Consider the following 18197-nt stretch of genomic DNA (forward strand, 5'->3'; position numbering starts at 1 on the left):
AGCTCAGGGACAACAAGGAGGGGTACGCTTGTGAAGGAGGACGGCTATCGGCCAACACAAATTCTTACCAAGCGGGAGCGAGAAGTTTTCGAGCTTCTAGTACAGGATAAGACGACACGTGAGATCGCAAAAGAGCTCTTCATTTCAGAGAAAACTGTGCGGAATCACATCTCGAACGCAATGCAAAAGCTAGGGGTGAAAGGGCGCTCCCAGGCAGTGGTAGAACTTCTGCGTATGGGAGAACTGGAATTGTGATCTCCATAGAACAGCAAACCATTGCTTTTGAGATGGAGAGGGTCCTTTCAGGTAGGGTCGCGTAAAACGCAGCCATACCTGAAAGGGTTTTTCTTATAAAGAGAAGTTAGACCTTGAATTTTTCTGCTCAAACCATGAGAATGGAATTTATAAAGTATTTTCGTTAGGAGTGCTGAATGTGACAAAATCACAACAGACGTCCATGATGGCTGATGTAGAAAAAGAATTGAGATACATAGCCGGAATTATTAAACAAAGAGGACGAGTTATCTTAAACCATTATCCAATTACAGCTCCACAATTCGTTGCTCTCCAGTGGCTTTTAGAAAAGGGAGACATGACGATAGGAGAGCTCTCCAATTATATTCACCTTGCTTGCAGCACGACAACAGACCTTGTGGACCGTATGGAAAAGAACGAGCTTGTAGAGAGAATTCGTGATCCTAAAGACCGCCGTGTTGTCCGTATTCATGTATTGGAAAAAGGAGAGAAAATCATCCATGAGGTGATTGAGAAACGTCAGAATTACCTCGAAGAAGTCTTGAAAGGCGTGCCGGAAGAAGACGTAGAAACACTCAACCGTTTACTCCACGTTCTCCATGAAAACATGAAAGAGACAGACAAGGAAACAGACAACTAAGATATAAAAGAGGGATGCGAATTGAAACAACCAATAGGAGTAATAGACTCAGGCGTGGGCGGTTTAACGGTGGCAAGAGAATTGATGCGCCAATTACCCAAAGAAACTTTTCTTTATCTAGGTGACACAAAAAGATGTCCATATGGTCCTCGCTCTGAGGAGGAAGTGCGGGCATTCACTTGGCAAATGGTCAATTTCTTATTAGAGAAAAATATAAAGATGTTGGTAATTGCCTGTAATACAGCCACGGCCTATACGCTTACAGAACTTCAGGAAACGCTGGATATCCCTGTGATTGGTGTCATTGAACCGGGAGCCCGTGCAGCTATTAAATTCAGTCGTAATAAACGAATTGGTGTAATCGGTACGGAAGGAACAATCGAAAGTAAAGCGTATCCAAATGCACTTTTTGCCATTGACCAAAACATACGAGTCAATGGCCTTGCATGCCCTCCTTTTGTACCAATGGTGGAAGACGGAATTCTCGCGGGTCCGAAAGCAGAAGGAATCGTTTCCAATACGCTCCAACCTCTGAAAGAGATGAATCATATCGACACCCTTATTTTAGGTTGTACCCATTATCCTTTGATTAAGGACCTCGTGCAAAAAGAGATGGGAAATCATATACAAGTGATTAGTTCAGGAGAAGAGACAGCAAGGGAGGCCAGCCTGATCCTTGCATACCATAAACTTTTAGAGAAAGGGAACGAGTCTCCTATTCATGAATTTTATTCGACGGGGGATATCGAAAAGTTCCGTTTAGTTGCAAATAGTTGGTTTGAAGAACCCGTTCAAATTCTTAAATCCGTTCAAATTGAACATGTTCCAAGCTCTGCTTACTAAGCAGAGCTTTTTTTGTTGAAAGTCATGTGAAGTGGTGATCACGAAGCCAGGCACGTATATGAAGTGTAAGTCAGGAAGCCGGTGTACACTTTTTCAATAAACATCGCATTCTCTTACATGAAATTCTCTGGTCTAATCCTTCGAGGGGCTCGTATATATGGTAGTACAATCTATCTCAGGAGGGAAAACTATGAAGAATTACGGCTACAAACCCTTTATACTCGCGGTTTTATTGCTGTTGAGTACAGGGTTACTTTCAGGCTGCCTTTTTGAAGGAGAGCAATCATTAGAGAAAATGGATACACCTGAAGAGGCGGTTACAACAACGCCAGATCCGAGTAGTGATGAACCTCAACCTGAAGGAGAAGGTGAAAATACAGAAGGGGAAGATGGAGAAGGAGCAGAAGGTGATGCTTCTTCAGCCACAGTCGCTCGTGAGGTTTATTTAATGGACGCGAACGGCATGGTTGCACCACAAACCCTAGAACTGCCGGCCTCAGAAGAGGTTGCTACACAGGCACTTGAGTATATGGTGAAAGATGGACCTGTAACGAATTTACTGCCGAATGGTTTTGAAGCGGTTCTTCCTGCTGGAACAGAGATTCTTGGAGTGAATGCCAAAGAGGATGGCACGCTTGTGGTGGATGTATCGGAAGAATTTAAAAACTATGCGGCTGAAGATGAAGAGAAGATTTTACAAGCTATGACCTATACACTGACTCAGTTCGAAAATGTGAAACGAATCAAACTTTGGATCAACGGTCACGAACAACAAGTGATGCCTGTCGACGGGACCCCAATTTCAAAAGGGGTCTCCCGGGCTGATGGGATCAACCATAGTGTAGGGAACAACACTGATATTATAAACAGTGAAGCGGTCACGGTTTACTTCCCTGCTCAAAATGGAGAACAGGTTTATCAAGTCCCTGTGACTACCCGAGTAGCAAAGGGAAGTGACGAATATACCGCAATGGTTCAGGCGTTACTCGAAGGCCCTGAACTTGGGAGTGCACTGATGAACCCATTCAATGAAGGAGCACAATTGGTCAACTCCAAGCTTGAAAACGGGGTTCTGACCGTGTCCTTCAATGAGAACATACTGACGAGTGTGGACGAGCAACCCTCTTTATCTGATGCGGCATTAGCAAGCCTTGTCATGAGTCTTACTGATCAAGCAGACGTTGAATCCGTCGAGGTTCATGTCGATGGAACAGAACAAGTGTTCAATGAGGCTGGAGAGCCTTTGGCTGAGCCTGTTTCAAGACAGGATATTAATGGCGCAGAAGCCATGTAGTCAATAAATACAATCATAAAGCGCTTCAAAAGTGAAAAGCTTTTGAAGCGCTTTTCCATTTGAGCTTTAACTACCTCACGCATGTAATTTGTGTTAAGATGGGCAAGGATAATGGTGTAGGTAAAAGGAGGTCGTTACTGATGAGAAATGATCATCGGGAAGTCAACGAACTAAGAAAAGTAACAATCGAAACAGATTATGTGAAGCATCCAGAAGGGTCCGTACTGATCAGCTTTGGAGATACGAAAGTAATTTGTAATGCCAGCGTAGAGGATCGTGTACCTCCTTTTTTACGTGGACAAGGAAAAGGTTGGATTACAGCTGAATATGCAATGCTGCCTCGTGCAACCGAACAAAGAAATATCCGTGAGTCTTCAAAAGGGAAAGTTTCTGGCCGTACGATGGAAATCCAACGTTTAATTGGACGTTCCCTTCGTGCCGTTGTAGATTTAGATAAAATCGGCGAGCGTACCATCTGGGTCGATTGTGATGTCATCCAGGCTGATGGAGGAACACGTACAGCTTCCATTACTGGAGCCTTTGTTGCCGTCGTTATTGCTTTAGGTAAACTAGTGGATAAAAAAGCGATCAAAGAACTGCCGATTACAGATTTCTTGACAGCTATTTCTGTAGGTGTATTACCTGGTGGCAACGAGATCCTTGATCTTTGTTATGAAGAAGACAGTAAAGCACAGGTGGATATGAACGTCATTATGACGGGTAAAGGTGAATTTGTTGAGTTGCAGGGGACTGGAGAAGAAGCAACATTCTCTATGCAGCAACTGAATAAGATGTTGTCTCTTGCAGAAGAAGGCGTTGCAGACCTAATCAAACTCCAGGAAGAAGCCATCGGAGAATGGTCAGACGTCATCCGTACAAAAGCAGAGGCAGCTAAATAAATGAAGGAACTGATCGTAGCGACGAAGAATCCAGGGAAAGTGGATGAGTTCCGTCAGATGTTTTCAAAGTACAATATTTCTGTGAGATCCTTGTTAGATATTGATCGTTCCATCGATATAGAAGAAACAGGATCAACATTTGAAGAAAATGCGGTCATTAAAGCCGAAGCGATGGCAGAGCATTTTGGGGTCCCTGTTGTGGCTGATGATTCAGGATTGGAAGTCGACGCGTTGAACGGAGAACCAGGTGTTTATTCTGCCCGCTATGCAGGTATAGAGAAAGATGACGGGAAGAATACAGAAAAACTTTTAAAAGAGCTACAAGAAGTACCTGAAGAAGAACGTTCAGCACGGTTTGTGTGTGCCGTAGCGGTCGCTAGGCCAGGAGAAGACACTTTTGTCAGAAGAGGGACATGTGAAGGTACGATTGCGGGCGAACCTCAAGGCACGAATGGTTTCGGTTATGATCCTGTCTTTATACCGGAAGGATCATCCCGCACAATGGCAGAACATTCCTCTGAAGAGAAGAACGCAATCAGCCACCGACACCACGCCATACAACAAATTGAAGAGTGGTTGAAAACTCAAAGCTAATTGAGGTGAGTCGTATGCCAAAAGTTTTAATAGTAAGTGATACCCACGGTTTAAAAAAAGAAGTGGTGGAAATTAAAAAAAGACATCAGGATGTCGATGCCATGATCCATTGCGGAGATTCTGAACTCGCTTATGATTCCAAAGAACTGGAAGGCTTCTCTTATGCAAAAGGGAACTGTGATTTCGAACCGGAAATGGAAGAAGAACAGACCCTTCAAGTGGGGGAAATAACGTTTTTGGTTGTTCATGGACATCTGCATCAGATCAAGTCCACGTTGATGCCGCTCTCGTATCGTGCAGAAGAAGTTGGTGCTCAAGTTGCCTGTTTCGGGCACTCGCATAAAGCAGGGGCAGAAAAAGTCGGTGACACGCTTTTCATTAACCCAGGCAGCGCAAGGCTTCCGAGAGATCGGGAAGAACCAACCTATGCGATTCTAGAATGGAATAACCTAAGCGACGTACATTTGCAATTTTATCATGTGAACGGCGACCCTATGCCTGACTTGCACATGACAACAGTGCTTGCAGCGAAGAATTAAATTCTTTGCTGCAAACCTGTTGACATTTCTCCATATCCTTAATATAATAATTCTTGTCCGCTTCACAAGACAGCAACAAAAACTTGTTCTCTTAAAAGTTAACTTTTAACTATGCGGGTGTAGTTTAATGGTAAAACCTCAGCCTTCCAAGCTGATGACGAGGGTTCGATTCCCTTCACCCGCTCCATTACATAACTTAAACTTTTCAAGAGTATGTCCCAGTAGCTCAGCTGGATAGAGCATGATCGAATATGCTCCGAAGCGATGCTACAACGTACCGATTTCAAAGCATCTTGAATTTACTCATGAAATCGGGACGACAGCCGACAAAAGTTTGCACATTCAACTACATATTATTCCATGTCCCAGTAGCTCAGCTGGATAGAGCAACAGCCTTCTAAGCTGTGGGTCGGGAGTTCGAATCTCTCCTGGGACGCTAAATGAAAAAAGCTGTTTCCTTTGCTTAGCAAAGGAAACAGCTTTTTTATTGATGTTAAATCAATATTCATCTTTGTTATCATGCACATTTACCATTATACAGTCTTCAGATTTAAAGCATGACCAAGGACATTGCAATCATAAATGGTTTTTGACACATCGTTCTGAATTTATTGAGCATAGCATCCAGTTCCTGAGATTTAACAAGAGCATTGGAGTAATTTTGATCGATGAGATACGCTTGGTACATCTCTCTTCTTTTATCTTCAATTTCATTTCTTAGTTTCTCACAATCCATAGGACTTCTCCTTTTTTTAAAATAATTTTACCCTATGGAATAGTTGGTAAGTAATTATTAGTCACTTTTTTAGAAAAATGTCACAATTTCGAGGTCATTTGCTGATTTAAAAGATGGAAAAGGATCTGTAGGTTAAAGCTTTGTAAACTAGTTTTTGGTCCGGAGCGTGAAAAATGGAGCCAAACTGGAACTTTGGATATCATGTGAATCAATTTCTCGATATCCAAAAGAAAGCGTTGTATTCGTTTAATAGCACGGGTCAGAGATATAAAAACGAAAGAAGCGTCCAGAAATAAGGGTCTGGACGCTTCTTTTTTTTCAGAGAGCTCATAAGAAACGTTTCTTCATCTCAGGTGATGGCAGTTGGCAGGTCTCTTGTTTACCGAACCAATCATATCGGTTTTTTGAAAAGATTTTGTATGCCCAATCCCTAATCTGTCTAGGGACTAGGATGAAAACAAATCCAAATTTCCAAAAACCTTTCAAGCCTTTACATATTCTTAAGGCAGCCGTGGATTGAAGGTAAGCCTTAGAACCTTCAATGAGGACCAGGCTGTCCACTTCATTAGGAACATCATATTCCCGCATGATTGATTCTCCAACTTCACTTTGCTGAGAAGCAAATTTGAAACGTCCTTCTGGATCTCTCTTAATAATGAACTGCACACTTTGATTGCAAAAATTACATTCCCCGTCAAACAGGATGATCCGTTCCATGTCCAATCACCTCTACATTAATTTTATCATGTTTAACAACAAAAGGTGTGCTCAACATGAGGCACATGTCACGTATTCTTCATACGCTAAGGTGTAGAAGGGGTGATTTGTTTGATTGCTTTCACATATATCCTGATTGGAGTGTTTTTTTGCTTTCATCAAAAAGAACCTGTAGACCAGACTAGAGAAGAGCAGTCCATATATATGTTCGTGCTATTAGGTTGGATCATTCTTTGGCCCCTATTCTTAATCCGCATATTTCTTAAAGGTAAATAAAGGATAGAGAAGATGGTTTTAACTCTCATACGTGCACCTTCTCAAGCACACAATAGGAATGGCTCTTAGGCCAAGCGATTTGAGGAGTGATCAGGATGGAGAAGAAGAATGTTCAGTGGTTGCCGATTGTCGCTTCTATCGGAATCGGTGCTGCCACCTACAGCATGATGACTGGTCAGGCAGGACAGTTGCAGAACGTGATCCCAAGCATTGCTAAAATGTCTGGACAACGCCAGGGCAACTCAACCTCTAATCAATAAAAAAAGGGTGTGCATGGTATGCACACCCTTTCTATATTCCTCTATAATAACGTTCCCATTTCAATCGAACGTTTGGTGTCGATTCATGTAAGTTGGAGATTTTCTTTAGGCAATTTCATAGATCGCTTATCAATTTCTTTCGTCAGTAAGTGGACGAATTCATCATCTAATTGAAGTTTCACGGACTCTATGTACGTTTCCAGCAATGTTTGATCATCTAGCAATGACAAAACGATACATCCCCTTAAATTTATAATTCGGTGAAATTTTATTCACATTCACTAATTTTAGCAAAAAAAATGAAAACATCATGAGTAAAAAGTCCTGTTTTTTGCTAAGATGAAACAAATTAGGATATTATATTGAGATAAAGTTTACGAATGATTAAAGGAAGTGTCCATCTATGTCTGTAAACAACGAATGATGACGCAATTTCCATTTATATAGAAAGTAGAAGTGTTTTCTTTGTGTTTGTTGTGAATATACTTTAGTATATCCTAATAAGCTGAATGAATAGAGGTTTGAAAAACATACAGTAGGGTTAAAATGAGGGAAGTATAAACTCTAGGGAAGGGTGTCTTATGGAAAATAAAAACGGGAACTTAGTCATGTTCCCAAAATGGAAAACCACTCTGGAACGAGTAGGGCTGGAAGCTTTGAAGGAAAAAAGGTATAAAGACGCTTCAGAAGCCTTGGAGCCTCTTGTGGAGTATGGCGTTGCGAATGCGGATGTGATCACAGGCCTTTTGATGAGTTGGATTGAACTTGGGTTGTTTGATGAAGCGGAAGAGTTGTGCCAAAAGCAAATGAAAGAAGATTATGAACAGTACTACCATTATTTACATATCTATATCACCATCTTATTTCAAAGTAATCAGTATGAAGAAATCATTAACCTTTTGGAAGAAGTATTTGAATCCGAGGATATTCCTCATCAAAGTCGTACCCAACTCTGGCAAATGTTTGAGGTAAGCCGGAAACTTCTCGAAGATCGCCATAAAGAAGAAGGTACGAAGTATTTTGATGAATTTCATCAAGCCTTGAATTCTGATGATATACATAAGCAATGGCATGCACTTGACCAATTGAGAAAACAATCCCCTGCCCCTTTTGAGGAGGATTTTCAACGGATTTTAATGAAAGAAACCGTCCACCCGATTATTAAATCCTCCATATTGGAATGGTTCCGGGATGCAGGTTGGAGTGAAGAGTTGACCATCAAAAAATTTGGGCAGACCTCAACGATTGTCCCATCGGAATTAACACAGCTTCATTCCGATTACATCATTAAACAAATACAAATGAGACTTGGTCAAATCGAACAAAACAACCCGACGATGTATGAGATGATTAATCGTCTTTTATATCATTATTGCTATGTCCGGTATCCAATATTTCCTAATGAAAAGGAAGTCCCGGTAATCGTTGAAGCCCTTAAACAATTAGGACATGAGTATTTACAGCTCCCGTTGTCTGTAAATGACGAATTAGAGAACGTGGAGAAATACAAATCTGAAATTGAGCTATGTGAACAACATTACGTATTGATCATAGGGGAATAAATGAACAGGTCACGGCTTGAAAGGCTGTAGGATTATGTTATAATGTAGTGGTTGCAAACGAGATTCGTATGTAAAAAGAGTCATAGAATCATCAGATCATCGTCTTCGGACGAAAATGAATGAATAGATGTTGGAGGGAATTTTTTATGTCAGCAAAATGGGAAAAACAAGAAGGCAATCAGGGTACTTTGACTGTAGAAGTACCTGCAAGTGAGTTCGACAAAGCACTTGACCAAGCCTTCAAAAAAGTAGTTCAACAGGTACAAGTACCTGGTTTCCGTAAAGGTAAAGTACCACGTAAACTTTTCGAACAGCGTTTCGGAGTGGAGTCCCTTTATCAAGATGCCCTTGATATCGTTCTTCCGCAAGCTTATACAGAAGCTGTTGAAGAAACTGGAATCGAACCTGTTGATCGTCCAGATGTAGACGTGAAACAAATCGAAAAAGGTCAAGACCTTGTATTCACAGCTGAAGTTACTGTGAAGCCAGAAGTGAAGCTTGGCGACTACAAAGGTCTTGTTGTAGAAGAGCAGGATACTGAAGTATCTGATGAAGATGTTGAAAACGAACTGAAGCAAATGCAAGAACGTCAAGCAGAGCTAGTTGTGAAAGAAGATGCAGCTGTTGAAAATGGCGACACAGTCGTTATGGATTTCGAAGGTTTCGTTGATGGCGAAGCATTCGAAGGTGGACAGGCAGACAACTACTCCCTAGAAGTTGGTTCTGGCTCTTTCATCCCAGGTTTCGAAGAGCAGCTGGTTGGTAAAAAAGCAGGAGAAGAAACAGACGTTGAAGTTACTTTCCCTGAAGAATACCATGCAGAAGATCTAGCTGGTAAATCGGCTACTTTCAAAGTTAAAATTCACGAAGTAAAAGGAAAAGAACTTCCTGAGCTTGATGATGAATTCGCGAAAGATGTCGACGAAGAGGTCGAATCTCTTGAAGAACTGAAGACAAAAACTCGTGAGCGTCTAGAAGAGCAGAAGAAAACAGATGCTGAAAACAGCAAGCGTGACACGCTTGTAACACAAGCTTCTGAAAATGCAGAAGTTGAAATTCCTGATGCGATGGTGGATACAGAACTTGACCGCATGGTTCAAGAATTCGAACAGCGTCTACAAATGCAAGGGATGACTAAGGACATGTACTTCCAGTTCACTGGTCAAGACGAAGATGCCCTTCGTGAGCAAATGAAAGAAGATGCTGCGAAGCGCGTGAAGACGAACCTGACTCTTGAAGCAATTGCAGAAGCAGAAAATGTCGAAGCATCTGAAGAAGATGTGAACGCTGAACTTGAGAACATGGCTTCCATGTATCAAACAGACGTTGCGCAATTGACTCAAATGCTTGGCGGAAACACAGACATGATCAAAGAAGATCTTAAAGTCCGTAAAGCGATTGACGTTCTAGTTGCAAATTCTAAAGCTGAATAATAAACTAAGAAGACAAGGTGCATGTTTCGTACCTTGTCTTCTCATATATTTCTATAGTATAGAGTATATAGAAAGAGATTAATGGGGAAGATAGTTGATACTTCTCCAGCTGTTTACATACAATAGTATTGATGCTCCATTGTTTGACTTATCTGCAGTTGAATTACATAATGAGGAAGGTGCAGGATGAGTTGCGCACACCTCTGAAAAGGTATTGCTTTTTTGTTTGAAGTTAATCTGATATGATGGGCAAAAGAAGTGAAGTGGAAACGTAAGCATCGTATCATGAAACTTCAGTCGCAACGATTGCGTCATTATAATAAGGGGTGAAACGAATGTTTAAATTTAACGATGAAAAAGGACAATTGAAATGTTCTTTCTGCGGTAAAAGTCAGGAACAAGTCCGTAAACTCGTAGCAGGACCTGGCGTATATATATGTGATGAATGTATTGAACTATGTACGGAAATCGTTGAAGAAGAGCTGGGTAATGAAGAAGAAGTGGAATTCAAAGAGGTACCCAAACCTCAAGAAATCCGCGAAATCCTCAGTGATTATGTCATTGGTCAGGATCAAGCTAAAAAGAACTTGTCCGTAGCGGTTTATAACCACTATAAACGTATCAATGCAGGGGTAAAAAATGATGATGTAGAACTTGCGAAAAGTAATATCCTCATGCTTGGACCTACAGGTAGCGGTAAAACTCTACTTGCTCAAACATTGGCACGTATCCTGAATGTACCATTTGCAATCGCTGATGCCACTTCCCTAACAGAAGCCGGTTATGTTGGTGAAGATGTTGAAAACATTCTGTTGAAGTTGATCCAAGCAGCAGACTATGATGTTGAGAAAGCAGAAAAAGGAATTATCTATATCGATGAAATCGATAAAGTGGCTCGTAAATCAGAAAACCCTTCCATTACAAGAGATGTGTCGGGTGAAGGGGTGCAGCAAGCGCTTCTTAAAATCCTTGAAGGAACACAGGCGAGTGTACCTCCACAAGGTGGACGTAAACATCCTCATCAAGAGTTCATCCAAATCGATACAACCAATGTTCTGTTTATCGTTGGAGGAGCATTTGATGGCATCGACCAGATTATTAAGCGTCGTCTAGGGCGTAAAGTAATTGGCTTTGGTTCTGAACAAGCAGCTGATGAAGCAGAGAAGAAAGAATTGCTTACAAAAGTGCTGCCAGAGGACTTGTTGAGCTATGGTTTGATTCCAGAATTCATCGGTCGTCTTCCAGTAATCGGCAGCCTCGAGCAGCTTGATGAAGATGCGCTTGTAGAAATTCTTACAAAACCGAAGAATGCTCTTGTGAAGCAATATCAAAAGCTGTTCCAAATCGACCATGTCGAATTGGAGATGGAAGAAGATGCGCTTCGTGAAATCGCACGTCTGGCTATAGAACGTAAGACAGGGGCTCGTGGATTGCGCTCTATTATTGAAGGAATCATGCTGGATGTTATGTATGAACTTCCTTCGCGCGATGATATTGAGAAATGTATCATCACAAAAGAGACAGTCACTGCTAAAAATGGACGTCCTAAGCTGATCTTAACAGATGGCACTGTTGAAGATGAGAATAAACAATCTCCTAAAGAGAGTGCGTAAACCTTAAGGAATAAAATCCAAGAAGCCGTGCTACGAAAACGTTGTAGCACGGCTTCTGTATTATAAAAGAGACAGATGGCTACATAAGCATGAAAGGCAGGTTTCTGTTCATAATAAAGTATTAGAGGAGTGAGCCCCTTGACAGTAATTAGTTAGGGGATTTCGGTGTTGGAATCATTTGGGGCCGTTTCGTTTACTTTCCAAGTACATTTATATATGATGAAAATACGTAGTTGCTATAATCGGAGGTGCAAGAAATGACAGACAAACAGAGAAAGAAGATACCTCTACTTCCTCTCAGAGGGTTGCTTGTGTACCCTTCTATGGTCCTTCACCTGGATGTGGGGCGTGAAAAATCGGTACAAGCGTTGGAGCAATCCATGATGGATGACAATGAAATTTTTCTCGTGTCTCAAAAAGAAGTGAATATTGATGAACCATCGAAAGATGACCTATATGAGATCGGAACGATTGCCAGAGTAAAACAGATGGTTAAATTGCCGAACGGCACCAATCGAGTCCTTGTAGAAGGTCTGTATAGAGCCCGTGTTGACCAATTAGTCGATGATGAAGACTTTTATCACGCGAATATCTCAAAAATTGAGGATGAGCATGTAGGGGAGAATGAAGAAGAAGCTCTCATGCGAACGCTTATGGATCAATTCGAGAAATTCGTGAAAGTTTCTAAAAAAGTAAGTCAGGAAACCTTTAATACCGTCTCCGACATCGATGAACCGAGTCACATGGCTGATATGATCGCTTCCCACCTGCCTGTGAAACTGAAAGAAAAGCAGTCGATTCTGGAAACAGCGAATGTGAAGGAGCGTCTTCAAAAGCTTGTCGACATGATTGGGAACGAACGTGAAGTTTTGCAGATTGAGCAAAAGATCGGAAAAAGGGTTAAAAAATCCATGGAAAAAACGCAAAAGGAATATTATTTGCGTGAACAAATGAAAGCGATCCAAAATGAGCTTGGTGATAAAGACGGAAAATCTGGCGAGGTAGCTCAGCTTAAAGAAAAAATAGAGCAGGCCAATATGCCTGAACGAGTGGAAGAAATAGCATACAAAGAGCTTGGAAGGTATGAGAAAGTACCACAAAGCTCTGCGGAAAGTTCAGTCATCCGAAATTACATTGAATGGCTTGTAGCCTTGCCATGGTCGAATGAAACGGAAGATAACCTGGATGTGAACCGTGCAGAAAAGATTTTGGACGAAGATCATTATGGTTTGGAAAAGGTTAAGGAACGCGTCCTCGAATACTTAGCCGTTCAAAAGCTTACTGAAACGATTAAAGGACCGATCTTGTGTCTGGCTGGACCACCAGGGGTAGGGAAAACCTCCCTTGCCAAGTCCATCGCTCGTTCCATCAATCGAAAATTCGTAAGGATCTCTTTAGGTGGAATCCGTGATGAAGCTGAAATCCGCGGCCACCGTAGAACATATATTGGCGCTATGCCTGGGCGTATCATTCAAGGAATGAAGCGTGCTGAGACCGTGAACCCTGTATTTTTACTTGATGAAATCGATAAAATGGCAAGTGACTTCAGAGGAGATCCCTCCTCAGCCATGTTGGAAGTGCTCGACCCCGAACAAAACGGAACGTTCAGCGATCACTTCATTGAAGAAAACTACGACCTGTCTAAGGTGATGTTTGTTGCCACAGCTAATAATATTTCGAACATTCCTGGACCATTGCGTGACAGAATGGAGATTATTACCATTGCTGGATATACAGAAGTTGAAAAGGTTCATATTTCGAAAGAGCACCTACTTCCTAAGCAGGTAAAGGAAAATGGTTTGAAGAAAGGGCAGTTGCAATTACGTGATGATGCGCTCTTAAAATTGATCCGTCGCTATACGAGAGAAGCGGGTGTCCGTGGGCTGGAGCGTGAATTAGCCAGCCTATGCAGGAAAGCTGCCAAAATCATCGTCTCTGGAGAAAAACAACGAGTAGTTGTGACGGAGAAGCAACTGGAAGAGCTTCTTGGCCGCCCGAAATTCCGTTATGGACGTGCGGAACTGGAAGACCAGATTGGAGCAGCTACTGGTCTTGCTTATACGACAGCTGGTGGAGATACACTATCTATCGAAGTTTCCATATACCCTGGAAAAGGGAACCTTACATTAACAGGGAAACTCGGAGATGTGATGAAGGAATCCGCACAAGCGGCTTTCAGCTATATTCGATCAAGAGCGAACGAACTGAACATTGATCCTGAGTTTGTAGAAAAGAACGACATCCATATTCACGTCCCTGAAGGCGCGACCCCGAAAGATGGACCTTCCGCGGGCATTACGATGGCGACTGCACTCGTATCTGCCTTAACAGGCCGCCCGGTCCGGAAAGAAGTGGGGATGACAGGTGAAATCACATTAAGAGGCCGCGTTTTGCCTATCGGCGGTTTAAAGGAAAAATCATTGAGCGCCCACCGTGCAGGATTGACAAAGATCATCATACCAGATCAGAACGAAAAGGATTTGGAAGACATTCCGGAGAGCATCAAGGAAGGTTTGACTTTTGTCCCTGTGAAACATTTGGATGAAGTTTTAGAACAAGCATTAACGGAGGCAGTACATGAAAGTTAACTCGGCTGACATCGTCATCAGTGCGGCGAGCAAAAAGCAGTACCCAAAAACACCGATTCCTGAAATTGCACTGGCAGGAAGATCGAATGTTGGTAAATCCTCATTTATCAACCGGATGATCCAACGTAAGAATTTAGCACGGACTTCATCAAAACCCGGTAAGACTCAAACATTAAATTTCTACATCATTAATGATAAATTTCACTTCGTTGATGTACCTGGATACGGGTATGCGAAAGTTTCTAAAAAGGAACGTGCGAAGTGGGGAGAGATGATGGAAGAATATTTTGCAGAGCGTGAGCAGTTGAGGGCAACAGCTTTGATTATTGACATCCGTCATAAACCAACAGAAGATGATCAATTGATGTATGATTATTTGAAGCACTTTGAGCTCCCTGTTATGGTAATCGCTACAAAGCTTGATAAAATCAAAAAGGGTCAACGGAAGAAACAACTGAAGATGATCTTTGATGACTTGGAAATGGAAGAGGAGGATGCATTGATCCCCTTCTCATCCGAAACCGGTGAAGGTAAGGATGTAGCATGGAGAACCATGCTTTCCCATTTGAATTTATAATAACAGAACCACTTCTCTACACAGGGAAGTGGTTTTTTTAGTGTGCATGTATATTCATGCAAATATCTATTATATTAGAGCAAATTCATGCATTTGTACGAAAAGTCTGGCATTTTGCAGGTCATGTCTATTATCAGCATTATTTCGTAGATTTTGGACTATGTGTAATTTTGGGAATTGTTAGATAACTAGATATAATTTAAAGTGTCGCTATTATTACAGAAAAATGACAAATTGATGAAGGGGAGAATTTTGGTTATGAAAAAATATTTACTAATGATCACCCTGAGCATCTTCATGATTATTACACTGGCTGCATGCGGTGGCAGTGAAGATGAAGGAGAAACTTCAGGGGATACAAACGAAAATGATTCTAGTAATGAATCATCACAAGAAACAGCCTATGACCTTGTAGAGGAAGGGAAGTTTACGTTTGCAGCTTCTGGTGAATTCCGCCCATTCAGTATGACAGATGCAAGCGGGGAAATGACAGGTTTTGATATTGATGTTGCGAATGCCATTGCAGAGGAGTTGGGCTTGGAACCAAATCCTCAAAAACAAAAATTCGCAAGTATCGTAGAAGGTGTGAAGACAGGTCGTTTTGACGCGGCAGTCGCAAGTCACACCATTACAGAAGAAAGACAACAGGAAGTAGATTTCTCTACACCTTATTATTATTCAGGCGCACAAATCTTCACGCGTGCCGATAGTGATGTGGAAACATTAGAAGACTTAGAAGGAATGGAAATCGCTATTTCAAAAGGTTCGACATATAGCACATATGCAGAAGAAGTGACAGATAACATCAAGACTTATGATAGTGATGTGGTTGCTTTGCAATCCCTGGCCAAAGGTCGCCATGACGCTGTAATCACAGACTTCCTGACGGGTAAGGAAGCTTCTGGAGAAGGACTTGAAATTGAAGCAAAAGAAATGATTGAGCGTAGTGAACAGGCGGTTGCCGTTGCAAAAGAAAACGAAGCCTTACTTGAAGAAATCAATGCAGCTCTAGAAACACTTCGTGAAGATGGAACCCTTGCTGAAATCAGTAAAGAATACTTTGGGGAAGACATTACGACATTGCCAGAGTAAACGCTCGTTTTTCAGTTGAAGACCGAAGTTAAGAAGAGTGCGCAATGGGCGTACTCTTTTTGACATTATAGAGGAGTTGATTTGAATTGTATTTGTATTCAGCGAATTTTTGGACAGCACTTATAGATAGTCGGGGAATGTTCTTTGAAGCCGCCCAGATGACCCTGGCCCTTACGGCGGTCTCCATTTTAATCGCAATCGTTATTGGTTTAATGTTTGCTTTCATGAAAATATCCAAAATCAAGCCTTTGGAATGGCTTGCATATATATATATTTATGTGGTTAGGGGCACCCCTCTAATTGTTCAGATCTTCGTGTTCTATTATGGACTGACAGAAGTGTGGATGATCAGTGGATTCTGGTCTGTAGCTCTTGGACTTGCCTTCCACAATGGCGCGTACATTGCAGAGATTTTCCGAGGATCCATCCAATCGATTGGCAAAGGCCAGACAGAAGCGGGTCGCTCTCTTGGAATGAGCGGCACTTTAACGATGCGTCGTATTATTCTGCCTCAGGCTTTTAGACGTGCATTGCCTCCGCTTGGGAATCAGTTTATCATTGGTTTGAAGGATTCATCATTGGCTGCATTCATTGGTGTCTCCGAGATCTTTGCTGTAGCCACCACACAAGGGGCCAATACATTCGACTATATGACCTGGTTGCTCGTAAGTGCCGTATGGTATTTGATTCTCGTATTCCTTCTGACACTTGTTGTCAGTGCGATTGAGAAGAAAATGGCTGTGAGTGACTAACAGAGGAGGAAACGCAATTGTCAGAACAAATGATTCAAGTTAATAAATTGAATAAATCGTTTGGGGATCTACATGTCCTGAAGGATATCGACTTCCACGTGGAAGAAAGTGAAGTGGTCGTACTGATCGGGGCCAGCGGGTCCGGGAAAAGTACAATGCTCCGGTGTTTAAACTTTTTAGAAATGAAAAATAGCGGGGAGCTCTTTATTAAAGGAGAGCAGATTGATCCTAAAAAAGATAATCTCAACAAAGTTAGACAGCAAGTGGGGATGGTATTCCAGCACTTTAATCTATTCCCGCACATGACGGTTTTAGGGAATGTTATTGAAGCACCGACCCAAGTGAAAGGGATATCTAAAAGCCAGGCGAAAAAAGAAGGCCGGGAGCTCTTAGAGAAGGTTGGACTTGGTGATAAAGCCAATGACTACCCATCAAGACTTTCAGGTGGTCAAAAACAAAGGGTAGCGATCGCTAGAGCTCTTGCAATGAAACCAGAAATCATGCTGTTTGATGAGCCAACATCAGCGCTCGACCCTGAACTTGTCGGAGAAGTTCTTGCTACAATGAAAGATCTCGCGAAGGAAGGAATGACAATGGTTGTCGTTACGCACGAGATGGGATTTGCAAGAGAAGTCGCTGACCGTGTCGTTTATATGCATGACGGAAAAATCGTAGAGTCAGGAGCTCCGAAAGACTTGTTTGAAAATCCACAAGAAGAACGAACCCAAGCCTTTCTAAGCTCTATTTTATAATACACAACCCCCCAGAGGCCGCCTCTATGGGGGTTGTGTATTAATTCTTTCATAGAAGTTACGAAAGAAAATGACAGGTTTGTGGAAGAATCGATTTCGAGACTTTTATTGAGTGAATGGGGGATACGGGGAATAGCTCGCTTTCCGCGGGAGCGCGGCGCCCCCCACCGGAAAGCGAGTAACTTCCCAGCCACCCCTAACGCTCAACCTGGGTAACGAACCCTGAAAACATCTCGGAACTGAGTCTTCCACAAACGAGAGCTTTAGTGAAGGATTGATTATTTCTTTTTTAATAAGTAAAAGCCAAAAGCGATCAGGGCAAGGGGCCAGAAACGTTCGATCAGCTGAAAAACGCCCTGAATCCATTGAAACCAAGCAGGGCTGGTAGGGGCGAACATGGCAAACAAACCGATGCCAAGAAATAGAAGGGCAGGAACCAACCCATTTTTCGTTTTTCTATAATGCAATAGAAAAGCTACACCCACAATAACAAGGTACATGCCCCAGTGGTCGCGCCAGAAAGGGACATAGTCAACAGCTGCGAAATGCAGACCGAACCCAGCCAAAATTACTCCGGTAAACAAAGAAGAATGATCTTTTGCCCAATAGCTATGTAATAGAAAGGCCAGTCCTATGAATATTACTAAGGTAGGCCATGAGTAGAATGGGGTCAGTTCGGGAATATTGAGATGACGAAGGAAATAGTAAACGCCCAACCCTATGAATAAAAGTCCTATAAGCGAATTTTGCTTATTCAGCATCAACACATCCTTTT

Annotated in this window: 20 protein-coding genes and 2 tRNA genes; 18 read left to right on the forward strand and 4 right to left on the reverse strand. The window is 42.1% G+C overall.

Translation table 11 applies throughout. The annotated features are described in order from the left end of the window. The first annotated feature begins 30 nt into the window (after positions 1 to 30). From HFA01_RS00660 to HFA01_RS00700, 9 genes are all read left to right on the forward strand, one after another. Positions 31 to 255 (forward strand): helix-turn-helix domain-containing protein, encoded by a 225-nt coding sequence (locus tag HFA01_RS00660; protein ID WP_008635211.1) that lies wholly within the window; start codon positions 31 to 33, stop codon positions 253 to 255. A 178-nt stretch (positions 256 to 433) separates the two neighbouring features. Further along, complete coding sequence (locus HFA01_RS00665) at positions 434 to 895, forward strand: MarR family winged helix-turn-helix transcriptional regulator (RefSeq protein ID WP_371860297.1); 462 nt, start codon at positions 434 to 436, stop codon at positions 893 to 895. A 21-nt stretch (positions 896 to 916) separates the two neighbouring features. After that, a complete protein-coding gene (racE, locus tag HFA01_RS00670) occupies positions 917 to 1738 on the forward strand; it encodes a glutamate racemase (RefSeq protein WP_146812645.1) in 822 nt (273 codons plus the stop codon). A 190-nt stretch (positions 1739 to 1928) separates the two neighbouring features. Continuing rightward, complete coding sequence (locus tag HFA01_RS00675; RefSeq protein ID WP_146812646.1) at positions 1929 to 3032, forward strand: GerMN domain-containing protein; 1104 nt, start codon at positions 1929 to 1931, stop codon at positions 3030 to 3032. A 140-nt stretch (positions 3033 to 3172) separates the two neighbouring features. Continuing rightward, positions 3173 to 3931, forward strand: a complete 759-nt coding sequence (gene rph, locus HFA01_RS00680; protein ID WP_146812648.1) for a ribonuclease PH — start codon at positions 3173 to 3175, stop codon at positions 3929 to 3931. After that, the gene (locus HFA01_RS00685) at positions 3932 to 4525 is read left to right on the forward strand and encodes an XTP/dITP diphosphatase (RefSeq protein ID WP_146812650.1); all 594 of its coding nucleotides are present in this window, start codon (positions 3932 to 3934) and stop codon (positions 4523 to 4525) included. Between the two features lie 14 nt (positions 4526 to 4539). Then, positions 4540 to 5064 carry a YfcE family phosphodiesterase gene (locus HFA01_RS00690; protein WP_146812651.1) on the forward strand — a complete coding sequence of 175 codons (525 nt, stop codon included), beginning with the start codon at positions 4540 to 4542 and terminating at the stop codon, positions 5062 to 5064. 113 nt (positions 5065 to 5177) lie between these two features. After that, positions 5178 to 5251: transfer RNA gene (locus tag HFA01_RS00695), tRNA-Gly, on the forward strand. Between the two features lie 175 nt (positions 5252 to 5426). Then, positions 5427 to 5500, forward strand: a tRNA-Arg gene (locus tag HFA01_RS00700). A gap of 114 nt (positions 5501 to 5614) precedes the next feature. Here the strand turns inward: HFA01_RS00700 and HFA01_RS00705 are convergent. Continuing rightward, positions 5615 to 5800 (reverse strand): aspartyl-phosphate phosphatase Spo0E family protein, encoded by a 186-nt coding sequence (locus HFA01_RS00705; protein ID WP_146812653.1) that lies wholly within the window; start codon positions 5798 to 5800, stop codon positions 5615 to 5617. A gap of 327 nt (positions 5801 to 6127) precedes the next feature. Then, positions 6128 to 6517 (reverse strand): thiol-disulfide oxidoreductase DCC family protein, encoded by a 390-nt coding sequence (locus HFA01_RS00710; protein ID WP_146812654.1) that lies wholly within the window; start codon positions 6515 to 6517, stop codon positions 6128 to 6130. A 362-nt stretch (positions 6518 to 6879) separates the two neighbouring features. Between HFA01_RS00710 and HFA01_RS18750 the strand changes: the two genes are divergently transcribed. Continuing rightward, positions 6880 to 7053 (forward strand): hypothetical protein, encoded by a 174-nt coding sequence (locus HFA01_RS18750; RefSeq protein WP_167506122.1) that lies wholly within the window; start codon positions 6880 to 6882, stop codon positions 7051 to 7053. Between the two features lie 83 nt (positions 7054 to 7136). Here the strand turns inward: HFA01_RS18750 and sda are convergent, their stop codons facing one another. Beyond that, positions 7137 to 7283 (reverse strand): sporulation histidine kinase inhibitor Sda, encoded by a 147-nt coding sequence (sda, locus tag HFA01_RS00715; RefSeq protein ID WP_246139234.1) that lies wholly within the window; start codon positions 7281 to 7283, stop codon positions 7137 to 7139. 351 nt (positions 7284 to 7634) lie between these two features. On the opposite strand from sda, the gene HFA01_RS00720 reads away from it, so the two are divergent. The 8 genes from HFA01_RS00720 to HFA01_RS00755 all read left to right on the forward strand — a co-directional run bounded on the left by HFA01_RS00720 (position 7635) and on the right by HFA01_RS00755 (position 17422). Continuing rightward, entirely contained in the window at positions 7635 to 8615 is a 981-nt protein-coding gene (locus HFA01_RS00720) for a tetratricopeptide repeat protein (protein ID WP_146812657.1), read from the forward strand. A 146-nt stretch (positions 8616 to 8761) separates the two neighbouring features. Continuing rightward, a complete protein-coding gene (gene tig, locus HFA01_RS00725) occupies positions 8762 to 10048 on the forward strand; it encodes a trigger factor (protein WP_146812659.1) in 1287 nt (428 codons plus the stop codon). 335 nt (positions 10049 to 10383) lie between these two features. Further along, positions 10384 to 11661 (forward strand): ATP-dependent protease ATP-binding subunit ClpX, encoded by a 1278-nt coding sequence (clpX, locus tag HFA01_RS00730; protein ID WP_146812660.1) that lies wholly within the window; start codon positions 10384 to 10386, stop codon positions 11659 to 11661. Between the two features lie 257 nt (positions 11662 to 11918). Then, positions 11919 to 14249 carry an endopeptidase La gene (gene lon, locus HFA01_RS00735; RefSeq protein ID WP_146812662.1) on the forward strand — a complete coding sequence of 777 codons (2331 nt, stop codon included), beginning with the start codon at positions 11919 to 11921 and terminating at the stop codon, positions 14247 to 14249. After that, on the forward strand, positions 14239 to 14826 hold the full coding sequence (gene yihA, locus HFA01_RS00740) for a ribosome biogenesis GTP-binding protein YihA/YsxC (RefSeq protein WP_146812663.1): 588 nt from the start codon (positions 14239 to 14241) through the stop codon (positions 14824 to 14826). The genes lon and yihA overlap by 11 nt, the downstream gene beginning before the upstream one ends. A 258-nt stretch (positions 14827 to 15084) precedes the next feature. Further along, positions 15085 to 15918: a transporter substrate-binding domain-containing protein gene (locus HFA01_RS00745; RefSeq protein ID WP_146812665.1), complete on the forward strand. Its 834-nt coding sequence runs from the start codon at positions 15085 to 15087 to the stop codon at positions 15916 to 15918. A 137-nt stretch (positions 15919 to 16055) separates the two neighbouring features. Continuing rightward, positions 16056 to 16670: an amino acid ABC transporter permease gene (locus tag HFA01_RS00750; RefSeq protein ID WP_146812740.1), complete on the forward strand. Its 615-nt coding sequence runs from the start codon at positions 16056 to 16058 to the stop codon at positions 16668 to 16670. Positions 16671 to 16699: 29 nt separating this feature from the next. Next, on the forward strand, positions 16700 to 17422 hold the full coding sequence (locus HFA01_RS00755; RefSeq protein WP_167506124.1) for an amino acid ABC transporter ATP-binding protein: 723 nt from the start codon (positions 16700 to 16702) through the stop codon (positions 17420 to 17422). 278 nt (positions 17423 to 17700) lie between these two features. On the opposite strand, the gene HFA01_RS00760 is transcribed toward HFA01_RS00755, so the two are convergent. Beyond that, positions 17701 to 18183: a LiaI-LiaF-like domain-containing protein gene (locus tag HFA01_RS00760; RefSeq protein ID WP_246139235.1), complete on the reverse strand. Its 483-nt coding sequence runs from the start codon at positions 18181 to 18183 to the stop codon at positions 17701 to 17703. Positions 18184 to 18197 lie beyond the last annotated feature (14 nt).

The organism is Halobacillus faecis, from assembly GCF_007991335.1.
GTDB classification, from domain to species: Bacteria; Bacillota; Bacilli; order Bacillales; family Halobacillaceae; genus Halobacillus; species Halobacillus faecis.